This is a genomic window from Streptomyces sp. NPDC006265 (assembly GCF_040613555.1).
Taxonomy (GTDB): domain Bacteria; phylum Actinomycetota; class Actinomycetes; order Streptomycetales; family Streptomycetaceae; genus Streptomyces.
Genome location: NZ_JBEXSH010000194.1, coordinates 1 through 11,716, shown reverse-complemented (window position 1 = coordinate 11,716; position 11,716 = coordinate 1). Strand labels below are relative to the sequence as shown.

The 11,716-nt window shown below is 72.6% G+C and carries 5 protein-coding genes; 2 read left to right on the top strand and 3 right to left on the bottom strand.

Translation table 11 applies throughout. The features are described 5' to 3' along the window. From ABZ281_RS17915 to ABZ281_RS17905, 3 genes are all read right to left on the bottom strand, one after another. The coding region (locus ABZ281_RS17915) for a beta-ketoacyl synthase N-terminal-like domain-containing protein (protein WP_356656534.1) at positions 1 to 6,495 on the bottom strand (6,495 nt) is incomplete at its 3' end. Beyond that, positions 6,455 to 7,741, bottom strand: a complete 1,287-nt coding sequence (locus ABZ281_RS17910; protein WP_356656532.1) for an MFS transporter — start codon at positions 7,739 to 7,741, stop codon at positions 6,455 to 6,457. The genes ABZ281_RS17910 and ABZ281_RS17915, both read right to left, overlap by 41 nt. A 101-nt stretch (positions 7,742 to 7,842) precedes the next feature. Then, the gene (locus ABZ281_RS17905; protein ID WP_356656530.1) at positions 7,843 to 9,123 is read right to left on the bottom strand and encodes a valine--pyruvate transaminase; all 1,281 of its coding nucleotides are present in this window, start codon (positions 9,121 to 9,123) and stop codon (positions 7,843 to 7,845) included. Positions 9,124 to 10,060: 937 nt separating this feature from the next. On the opposite strand from ABZ281_RS17905, the gene ABZ281_RS17900 reads away from it, so the two are divergent. Both ABZ281_RS17900 and ABZ281_RS17895 read left to right on the top strand, forming a co-directional pair. Further along, entirely contained in the window at positions 10,061 to 10,315 is a 255-nt protein-coding gene (locus ABZ281_RS17900) for a hypothetical protein (protein ID WP_356656528.1), read from the top strand. Between the two features lie 111 nt (positions 10,316 to 10,426). Next, the coding region (locus ABZ281_RS17895; RefSeq protein WP_356656526.1) for an amino acid adenylation domain-containing protein at positions 10,427 to 11,716 on the top strand (1,290 nt) is incomplete at its 3' end.

The window sequence follows — 11,716 nt, the reverse complement described above, 5'->3', positions numbered from 1 at the left end:
GTAGCAGCCCACCTGGGCGCCCAGCTCCTCCAGCTCCCGCAGGGCGGCCAGTTGCCGCCGGCGTCTCGGGTCCTCGGCGGCCGTCTCCTCGCGAGGGTCACGCGGGTCCGGGGCCCCACGGCCGACGAGCGCGAGCCGGATGCCGGGCACGGTGCGGCTCAAATGCCGGGCCACGGACAGTCCCAGGCCGCCGAGGCCGCCGGTGATCAGGTGGACGCCCTCGGGCCGCTCGTCCTCCTGGCGTGAGCGGTCCCGCAGGTGCAGCGGCGCCAGTTCGGTGACATGACGCCCGCTCCCGCGCAGCGCGACCAGGGCCGGTGACCAGGGCCGGAGGAGTTCGGCGCACAGCGCGTCCGCGTCGGTGTCGTCGTCGGCGTCGACGCAGAGGACCTCCGTCCCCTCGTGCTCCTGACCGATGACCTTGGCCATGCCGAACAGGGTCGCGTGTACGGGGGCCGTGGCCGGCTCCTCGCCGGTCACGCGCGCGACGTGAGGGGCGATCACGGCGAGCCGGCCGGGGACGGCGTCCCGTGCCGCCAGGGCCCGGAGGAGGTGGAAGAGGTTGTCCGCCCCGCCGCGCAGCCGTCGGTCGAGCTCCTCGACTCCGCGCTGGGCGTCGCCGGCGGGAGCGGCGAGCAGCACCGCTTCGCCGGGCACCGCCTCGCCCAGCGCGTCGAGCAGCCGTTCCCACCCCTCGGAGGTGGGGGGCACGCCGTAATGGTCGTCGCCGAGGGCACTCCACTCCCCGGCGAGTTCGGCCGTGATCACCCGTGCGCCTCGGGAGCGCAGTGCTCCGCCGAGGTCCCGGGAGAGCCCGCCCCCTTCCGTCACGAGGAGGACGGCGGCGGGCGCCTCGCGCTGCTCCGTGACGGCCGGCGCGGGGATCCAGCGCAGGGTGTGGTGGCGGGAGTGCGGACGGATGCGGGCGACCGTGTGCCGGGGGTCGGGGACGCGCTTCACCGTGAAGCCGAGGATCTCGACCGCGGTATTGCCGTCGGCGTCGCGGATGGTGACGTCGACCTTGCGGATCTCACTGCCGCGTTCGGCGTCCGGGTGGGGGGTGATGAGACTGGTCCCGGTGGGCGGCAGTGGCGCGTGGATGCGGAGGGAGTCGTAGCCGACGGGCAGGAAGAAGGCGCGGCTGCCGCGGTACTCCTGTACCTCCGCCCTGCTCTCGTGGACGGCGAATCCGCTGAAGCCCGTCGCCAGGTCGAGCAGAGCCGGGTGGAGGACGTGGTCTTCGCACTCGGAGCGGTACCGCTCGGGCATGTCGAGGATGCCGAGCGCGGCCCGGACACCGACGTGCATGGTGCGCAGGCTGTCCGTCCAGCGGCGGCCGAACTCCATCACCTTGTGCTCCGCCTGGGCTCTGCCGAGGTCCACGGTCTCCAGACCGCACCGCGCGAGCAGGGCGTCCGGGTCCTGACGCGGCAGCGGGACGAGAGGTCCCGAGGCGGCCTTGCCCTGGACGTGGACGGTCCACACATCGCGCTCGGGATCGTGGCCGGCCACGGAGAACTCCACGAGGTCGTCGGCGAGTTCGCGAACGGTGATGTGCACGGTGCGAGGTCTGTGCTCCTGCACGAGCAGCGGCACCAGGAAGTCGACGTCCCTGATCTCGGTGACGGGGCGGCCCAGATGGGTGGTGGCGGCGGCGCGGCCCATCTCGAGGTAGGTGGTCCCGGGGACGATGGCCTCACCGAGCATGCGGTGTTCGGCGAGCACCCAGTGGCGGTCGAGGGACAGCTCGGACCGGAATACGGTCTGTCCGGCGGACCGGAGCAGCACCTCGTCCAGCAGCGGGTGGCGGCCGGGTTCGCGGGACACGCGGGGGGCCGCGGGCTCCAGCCAGTAGTGCTTGCGCTCGAAGGGGTACGTGGGCAGGGGAACGCGGCGCCGCCCGTCCTCGCCGTAGTAGCCGGCCCAGTCCGGAGCAGCCCCGTTCAGCCACAGCTGGCCCAGGGTGCGGCGCATCGTCTCACCGGCACCGCGCGGGTCGCGGCGGTGCGGCAGCGACGCGGTGACCGTGACGCTCCCCTTGTCCGCGTCGGCGAGCGTGCGCCGCACCAGGCCTGCGAGGGTCTGTCCGGGCCCGACCTCCAGGAGGACCGGTGCGGCCTTGCGCACCAGCAGGCGCACACCGGCGGCGAACTCCACGCACTGCCGTATGTGGCGTCCCCAGTACCTCGGGTCCCTCGCCTGTTCCGGCGTGATCCAGTCACCGGTCACGTTGGAGACGAACGGAATTCCGGGCGCCGCGCGCTCCACCCGTGCCACCGCCGCGACGAACTCGTCGACGACCGGTTCCATGAGTCCCGAGTGGAACGCGTGGGACACCTCCAGCGGTCGGGTGGACCACCCGCGCTCGTCGGCCGTCACGGCGAACTTCTCGACCGCGTCGACAGGGCCCGACACGACGCAGTCGCGGGGACCGTTGTGAGCGGCCAGGCCGGCGCCTTCGGGCAGCGCGGACTCCACCGCGTCCCGCTCGGCCACCACACCGAGCATCGCTCCGGCCCCGCAGCGCTGCATCAGTTCGCCGCGCAGGGCCACCAGCCGCAGCGCGTCCTCGAGCCGGAAGACTCCGGAGACGCACGCCGCGACCCACTCCCCCAGGCTGTGCCCGAGCAGGTGCGAGGGTTCCACGCCCCATGCCCGCCACAGTGCGACCAGGGCGTACTCGACGACGAACAGCGCCGGCTGCGCCCACCGGGTCTGTCCCAGGAGGGCGGCGTCGGCGGGGCCCTCGGGGAAGAGGACGTCGCGCAGATCCCTGTCCAGGTGAGGCCGCAGAAGCTCCGAGCAGGTGTCCACGGCCGACCGGAAGACCGGCTCCGCGTCGTAGAGTTCCCGTCCCATGCCCGGGTGCTGGGCGCCTTGCCCGCTGAACAGGAACGCGACGTGCGGCGGGGTCGCGGCGGCCCGTCCGGTCGTCACGTACGCGGGGTCGCCGCTCTCCAGCGCGGCGGCCACCGCCTCGGCGTCCGACCCGCAGACGGTGCGCCGGTACGGGAAGTGGCGTCGGCCCGTGGCCAGGGTGAACGCGGCGTCGGCCAGCACGGGCCGCTCGCCGCGCAGGAACGCCGCCAGCCGGTCCGACGCCTGGTCCAGCGCGTGTTCGGAGCGGGCCGACAGCACCAGGAGCTCGGACGCGCGGGGGCTCGGGGCGGGTTCGGGGGCGGGCGGGGCCTCCTCCAGCACCACGTGCGCGTTCGTGCCGCCGATGCCGAGCGCGCTGACCCCGGCCCGGCGCGGTACGCCGTCCCGCGTCGGCCACGGCCGCAGTTCGGTGCCCAGGACGAGCGGGCCGTCCTCCAGGCGCAGGTCCGGGTTGGGGCGTGTCAGGTGCAGTGTGGGCACCAGCGTGCGGTGGCGCAGCATGAGGACCGTCTTGAGGAGGCCGGCCATACCGGCGCAACTGTCGAGGTGCCCGATGCTCGGCTTCACCGAGCCGACCGTGCAGAATCCGGTACGCCGGGTGCCCTCGCCGAGCGCTCTGCCCAGTGCCTCCAGCTCCACCGGATCGCCGAGACGGGTGCCCGTCCCGTGCGCCTCCACGTACGAGATCGTGTCGGCGGGGACGTCCGCCCTGCGCAGCGCCTGGCGCACGACCTCCACCTGCCCCGCGACACCGGGCGCGCTGAACCCGACCTTGCCCGCCCCGTCGTTGTTCACGGCGGAGCCCAGGATGACCGCGTGCACGGTGTCGCCGTCGGCCAGCGCACGGTCGAGCCGCTTGAGCAGGACGGCCGCCACGCCGTTGCCCCCGACGGTGCCGTCGGCCTCCGCGTCGAAGGCCCGGCAGCGTCCGGTGGGCGACAGGATCGACCCCGGGTGGCTGCGGTAGCCGCCCTCCTGCGGCAGGTGCACGGCCGCCGCGCCGGCCAGGGCCAGGTCCGCCTCACCGTTCAGCAACGCCTGCACGGCGAGGTGGACGGCGACCAGCGAGGTGGAGCAGGCCGTCTGCACACCGATGGCCGGGCCGGTGAGGCCGAGCCGGTAGGCGACGCGGGAGGCGAGGAAGTCGGGCTGCTGCCCGATCGCGGCCTGCATACCGGCGGCCGGGTCGTCCGGGCTGTCGGTCACGCCGGCCGTGGGCGGGTTCTGGTGGTCGTAGAGGTTCATGCCCGTACCGGCGAACACCCCGACCCTGGTGCCCGGTCCGGCCGCCGCGTAGCCGCCGTCCTCGAGCGCCTCGTGACAGCACTCCAGGAACAACCGGTGCGCGGGATGGGTGAGCCCGGCCTCCCGGGGGCTCATCCCGAAGAAGTCCGCGTCGAAGGCGTCGACACCGTCGATGACGCCCGCGACCGGGACCAGACCGGGGGCGCGCCGCTGCTCCGGGGACAGCCCGGCCGCGGCGAGGCGTTCCTCGTCGAAGACCCGGACGCTGTCCACGCCGTCGCGCAGGTTCGCCCAGAACCCGTCCGCCGAGTCCGCGCCGGGAAAGCGCAGCGCCAGGCCGACGACCGCGACGCGCCGTTCGGCCGCGTCGCCCCCTGAGGTGGTGGTCACGGGCTGCGGCCGGTCCCCGGGGTTGGCAGTCAGGTGCGCGGCGAGCGCCGTGGCCGTGGGGTGCTCGAAGAACGCGGTCTGCGCGATCGACGTCGCGAGCCGTCGCTCCAGGCGGGCGCGAAGGCGGGTGAGCAGCAGGGAGTTCAGCCCCAGCTCGTAGAACGGCACGTGTGCGTCCACCGGATGCCCCAGCACGGCGTCGATCTCCTCGCACACGACCCGCGTCAGGTCGGGGGAGGGGACGCCGTCGGCGTGCGGCGCGGACCCGGGGCGGAAGCCGCCGGCGATCAGGCGGTGCCGGAGTTCGGCGCGACGCACCTTCCCGGCGGGCGTCCTCGGGAAGTCGCCGTACGGTACGGGCAGGACGTGGGAAGCGGTCAGACGCAGCCGGGAGAACAGCGCCGCCTTCACCTCCCGCACGATTCGCGCGTCCTGGTCGGCACCGCGCGTCACGAAGAACACGGCCAGCCGCTCCGTACCGCTGTCCTCGTCCGGTACGCCGCAGGCCGCGACCTCTCCCTGGCGGACCCCGGCCACGGCGGTCGCCGCTTCCTCGACCTCGTGGCAGTACACGTTGTGCCCGTTGAGGATGATCAGGTCCTTGCGCCGGCCGGTGATCACCACCTGCCCGCCGTCGAGGAACGCCAGATCGCCCGTGTCCAGCCAGTCCCGGCCCACGGGGAACGCGTCGGCGTCCGCCTGCGGGTTGTTCACGTAGCCGGGGGTGAGCCGGGCGGGCGTGTGCACCTGGAGGCGGCCGATCCTGCCCGCCGGCACCGCCTCGCCCCGGTCGTCCACGACGCGCAGGGTGACCCCGTGCGCCGGCGAGCCGGCCGCGACGAAGGTGACGCAGTCGTCCTCCGGGGTCCCCGGCTCGGCCCGCACCAGGCCGCCGCCCATGCTGCTCTTGAGCAGGCGGTGCACGGTGCCCGGCCGGTCCAGCCGTCCGTACGTGACGGCCGTGACCGTCTCCGCCATCCCCCACACCGGCACGATGTGCCCCTCCCGCACCCCGGACGCGGCGGTGGCGTCGAGGAAACGGCGCAGCACCGGCAGCACGATCTGCTCGCCGCCGCACAGCAGCGTCCTGAGGCCGCCCAGGCTCCGTACGCGGTCCGGCCGCTCGGCGAGCGCGTCCGCGACCAGTCCGTACGCGAAGGTCGGCGCCCAGCTGTGCTGCGCCCCGTACGTCTCGACGAGGTCGAGCCAGCGCAGTGGTTCGGCCAGGACCCGCTCGGTCGGCGCGTGGACGTTGGTGCAGCCCACGAAGACCGCCAGCACGTGGTACAGCAGGAACGCGCCACTGTGGTCGACCGGCAGCCAGTTCACCATCGTGTCGTCCGGCCGTACGTCCATGATCCGCCGGGAGCTCGCGGCGAGGTCCGCCAGACCGGCATGGGTGAGCTGTGCCGCCTTGGGTCCACCGGTGCTGCCGGAGGACAGCATCAGCAGCGCGACGTCGGTCCCGGCCGGTTCGACGTGGTCGTCCGAGGGGTTCGCGCCCAGAAGGTCGTGCGCGATCGCGACCCGCAGGTGGGGAGCGGAGGCGGCCAGGTCCCGGGCACCGGTCGCGTCGGTGAGCACCAGCGGTCCGTCCAGCACGGCACATGTGTGCAGCAGGCGTTCGTAGGCGGGGGAGCCCGGGACGGCCCGTTCCGCGATCGCCGCGGGCCGGGCGCCGCCCAGCACACAGGCCCAGAAGGCGGGGAAGAATTCCGCCAGTTCGAGCCCGCACAGCACCACCGTGTCGCCGGCACGCAGCCCGCGCCCACGCAGCCCGGTCAGCAGCCGGCGGGCCCGCGACAGCAACTCGCGGTAGGGCAGGCTGATCGGGGTGCCGTCCGGGGCGATCGCTACGACACCGGCGCCGGAGTCCGCGTCGGCGGCTCGCAGCAGAGCGTCCACGGCGGTGCGAGGGTCGTCCTCGGTGTACTCGGGCTTAGGACCCCGGCAGAGTGCCTGTCCCTGTACGCGTTCCATGCGTGTCCCCTTCTTCTCCACTCGTGGACGACCTCCGGGCCGCGGCTGCGGCGAACAGCAGCAGGAGCAGCGCCCCGCACACCGCCGCACCGTGAAACATCCCGACGACCGTCAGGGCAGGCAGCGCTTCGAGAGCCGCCGCGGCCAGCACCGTGCCCAGCGCGAAGCCGGCCGTCTCCGCCGTGGCGGACATCCCGAACAGCCGGCTGCGCTGCCGGTCGGGTGCGGCCTGCAGGCGTGAGGTGTAGACGATCTCGGTCCAGCCGTCCGCGAAGCCCGCGCACGCGGCGGCGGCCATGAGAGCGGCGGCGGGCAGGCCGGTGAACGCCGCCACGAAGGACACCGCCATCACCGACGTACCGAACGCGAAGGCCCGTTCGCCCCACGCCGATCCCCCCTGGGTGCGCTTGAGCACCAGGTGGGCGGCGATGGTGCCCACCGCCCACGCCACCCAGAACCGGGTCATGAACAGCGCCGGATCGGACGGGGAGCCGGCGTGTGCGACCACGGGCAGGGCGACGTTGTGCGAGGAGGACGCGAGGGCGTCGACCCCCCGGAGCAGGATCATGCCGAGCAGCAGGCCGGGAAGCCCGGCCACCCCGTGCCACAGGCGCGGGCGGCGCCACGGACGGTCGGCGTCCTTGCCCCGGCCGTCCCCTTCCCGTGCGGGCTCCTCCTCGCCGTCCGTGCGCGGCCGCAGGACGAGCAGCGCCCCCGCCGACACCGCGAAGCTCGCGGCGTTGACCGCGAAAGCGGCGCCGTAACCGCCCAATCCGATGACGGGAGCAGCCGAGGCGAAGCCCAGCACGGTGGCGATCGAACGCGCCGTGACCAGCAGCCCGTTCGCGCGGGTACGGGACGCCTGCCCGACCATCGCGGGGATGGAGCTGCGCAGGGCGACGGTGAAGTACGTGTTCCCCGCCCCCATGACGACGACGGCGCAGCACAGCAGCCAGGTCGGCGTATCGGTCGCGCACAGGGCCAGGACGGTCATGACGAGGCCCTGGGCGAGGTCCGCGCGGACCATCGTCCGCAGGCGGGTGGTCCTGGCCGACAGCGCGGCGGCGGTGAGCCCTGCGACGAACCCCGAGAACAGACGCAGCGCCATCACCAGGCCCACCCCGAAGGCCGTGCCGGTGGCTTCGTACGAGAAGAGGCTCAGCGCGATCAGGTTCAGGTAGTTGCCGTAGCCGGACACCGCGTACGCGCAGACGAGGGCACGGAAACGCAGGTCCACACCCCGCATCACGTCCCCTTCCCGCGCGTGTCCGAGCTCACCGGTCCTCGTCGCCTGTCCGTCACGAGCCCGCCGGCCGCCCTCGCGGGGGGCCGGCGGGGGCGGTGGCGTCACCTGGTCGTCACGGGCGCCTCGGCGCGCATCTCCCGCAGCACATCGGCCACGTGGCGGATGCCCTCGGTGAGCACCTTCTCCTCGGCGCTGAGACTGATGCGGAAGCACCGCGTCGCGTGGCCGGCCACGGCGGGGGAGGAGAGCGGGTCCACGAAGAAGTGCCGGCCCGGCACGACGAACACCCGTCTCTCCTTCAGCCTGCGGTACAGCTCGACGTCGTCGAACCACGGGTGGTCCACCCACAGCCAGCAGAACATCCCCCCGGCACCGGAGTGCATCCGCCAGTCCATGTCCGCCGGCATCGTCTCCGCCAGCAGGTCATCGGCGAAGCGCTTCTTCTCCCGGTAGTAGGGGACGATCGCCTCCCGGGTGACATCGTCGAGCCGCCCGTCCCTCATGATGCGGGCCAGGGCGGCCTGGGGGAGCTGAGGGGCGTGCAGGACGGAGTTGGACATGAACGACGCCAGCGCGTCGACGTACTCAGGGGAGCCGATCGCGAACCCGACGCGTTCCCCGGGCAGCCCGGCCTTGGACGCGGAGAAGCAGTTGATCAGGTGGTCGTGCAGCACCGGCTCGGTGCGCACCTCGGCGATCCGGGGGAACGGGGAGCCGTACGCCTGGTCCAGGAGCAGCGGCACGTCACGCTCGGCCGCCAGCGTGGTCAGCGCGTCCAGGTCCGCCCGGTCCAGGGCGCGTCCGGTGGGGTTGCCGGGGCTGGAGACCAGCATCATGCCGATGTCCGACTGCCGCCTCAGGCCCTCGACGTCCAGGGCGTAGCGGAAGCGGTGGTCGCCCTGTCGCTCGATCCGGGGCGGCACTCCGACGATGCCCCCTGCGTGCATGCACATGCCCTGGTAGCCGGTGTAGTCGGGGACCATGGGCAGGACGATCTTCCGCTCACCCCGCGTTCCGGGGCCGGTGAAGAGGGCGGCCGCGGCGAAGCACAGCATCTGGCTGCCCGGGCCCACCACGACGTTCTCCGGGCCGATCCGCCAGCCGTACGCCCGGCGGAAGTACTCGACGACGGCCTCGATGAGGGACCGGCTGCCGCGCGAGGGGCCGTAGCGGCAGCTCACCCGCTCGAAGTCCTCGGCCAGCGAGTCCGCCAGCGCGGTCCGCCACATGTCGCTCGCCTCCGGTACGGAGGCAGGATTGCCCACGCTGAGGTTGAGCCAGTCACCCGCTGACGCGTCCGCCGTGCTGGCGGCCACGTCCTCCATAATGCTGCGCAGGCCGGAGACACCGGCCATCTTCGCGCCGCTCAGTGACAACTGCATGGGGATCTCCTGGTACTCGAGGGTGAGTGCCGGTGCGCGGGCGGGGCACGCGGGCATCGCGCAGCACACGTGCCCGGCCAGGGGTGGGCCGGGGAGAAGGAAGGAACGAGTGGCGGAAGCGGTACCGCCCCGGGGCGACGGGCCCGGCGGTGCCGTGCCCTGCCGACGGAGGCGAGGAGAGAACGCGAAGTCCCCGAAAGTCCGCGCGGCGGGGCTCTTTCCGAACGCGCGCAAAGGAAACGCAGCGTACCGCCCATGCTCTTAGCGCCCGGCGATTCTGTCAACGGCCTTCCGTAGCAGGCCCGTACGACCGGTGTTGTGTGAAGTGGGCTACGGTGAGAGCGATGCCCGGATCGCGGAGAACCATCCGTTAGTCAATCCGATGCCCCAACCGTGGAATTACTCCGCAAGTAAGTCCGCGTGGCCCCGGCACCGGCCTGACGCTGACTCAAGTCGTGTTCCGGTAAGTAAAGATGATCAACCCTTCCATGATTCGGTCACACGCCATACAGTGGCAACGTCCTTCGGGACACCTCGTGGGGGACGGGTGCATCACCAGTGCATCGCTCGGCTGGACACGAGGCGGGCAGCGGACCCCCCGTCATTGACCGTCGAGAGGGCGAATCGCTGCCGTCGTATGCTGCTGGCCGACGGAAAGGGGGAAAGGTGATGCGGGGCGCATCCTGCTTTGCCGTACGACCGATGAGTGGTGCCGCTGTGCGAGCGTGACGCTCGCGCGTGCTGAGCGCGGAGAAACCGCGGAGGGCCGGGGCCTGACCTCGCGCGCCGACGCAGGACATGGTGGTGGGCTATCGGCCCCGCCGTGCGTGAGCCCTGCCCGCGTTCTCGCTATTGCCCTGAGACGACACGTCCGTGAAAACCCCCGCGAGGCGTCGAAATGACGTCCGCGCCCGGGGCAGTACCTTCAAGGAGTGGAATGTCCGACGCCGGTGCGAGTTTAACCGACAGCGTACGTGCGGAAGTGGCCGGAACCTTCGACGGTAAGCCGATGTCACTCGACGATTCATTCGCGAACCCCCGGATGAACCCGATCGCCGTGCCGCGTCCGACGTCCGCCCTCGAGGGCCGGTTCGACGCTTTCATGGAACCGGCCGCTCCGTTTCAGGCGGAATCCGTGGCCGCCCGCGCCGAACTCGCCGTAGCTTCTGTGAACCGCCGGGATGGGGAATGAAGTGGGGACAGCGGAGATCAGGGAAGGGATCCGCCCTGCGGCGGCGGACCGCCGATGCGGACCTTGGACGACACCCTGGCCGTGTCCGGCCACGCGTGAAGTAGTGGACGTATGAAGACGATACGAGACGCCTTCGAGGCCCAGGCGGCACGCACCCCGGACGCGGCCGCCGTGCGGGCCGTCCGCACCTACACCTACCGTGAGTTCTCGGCACGGGCCCTCGCCCTCGGTGAGGAGATCCTCGCGCACACCCGGCCCGGGTCGTTGGTCGCCCTCGACGCGACCGGTCCCGCAGGCGGGGCGCTCGGCATCCTCGCCGCCGCCGGCGTCGGGTGCGCGGTCCTTCCTCTGAACCGGGAGAGTCCACCCGCCCACCGCGAGCGGGTCCTCGCGAACGCCAGGCCGTCCCTCGTCCTGCGCGAGACGGCGGAGTGCGTGTTCGCCATCGAGCCCGCGGCCGCCGCAGGGGGGCCGGTCGTCCCCCGCGAGCCGGTCATGGCCGACATCGCCTACGTCATGTACACCTCGGGATCAACAGGGTTGCCGAAGGGCGTCATGGTCCCGCACACGGCGCTGCTGGAACGGCTGGCGGGGCTCGTCTCCACACCGGGGCTCGCGGCGGGTGAGGTGATGGTCGCCGCGACGGCCCTGTCCTTCGACATCTCCATGGCGGAGATGCTGCTGCCGCTGACGGTCGGGGCGTCCTTCCTCGCCGTTCCGGACGACGTGCGCTTCGACCCGTACCTGTTCCAGGAATTCGTCGACGAGCACGCCCCGCAGGTCATCCAGGCCACACCCAGCTTCTGGCGCATGCTCCTCGCGACGGAGTGGCAGGGCGCCACGGGCGCCAGACTCTGGTGCGGCGGAGAGGCCCTCACCCCTGAACTCGCACGTCGCCTCCTGCCCCGCGGTGCGGAGCTGTGGAACATGTACGGCCCGACGGAAGCCACGATCTGGGCCACCGCCGCGCGCGTCGAGCAGCCCGACGTGATCTCTCTGGGAAGCCCGTTGGACGGCAGTGGCCTCTACCTGGCCGCCGTGGACGACAGCGGTACGACCCACCTGGGTGAGACGGTCACCGAGCCCGGCACGGCCGGCGAGATCGTCCTGTCCGGGGCCGGGATCGCGCTCGGCTACCTGGACCGGGACGACCTGACCGCCGAGCGGTTCCCCACCGGGGACACCGCGGGTGCCGGAGGGCGGCTCTACCGCACGGGTGACCGCGGCAGATACCGGGCGGACGGCTCCCTGGAGTTCCTCGGGCGCGTCGACGACCAGATCAAACTGCGCGGCCATCGCATCGAACTCGGTGAGATCGAGGCCGTGTTGGAAGAGCACCCCGACATCACCGCCGCGGTCGCCGTCCTGCGCGACGCCGACCGGCCGGAGCACGCGTCGATC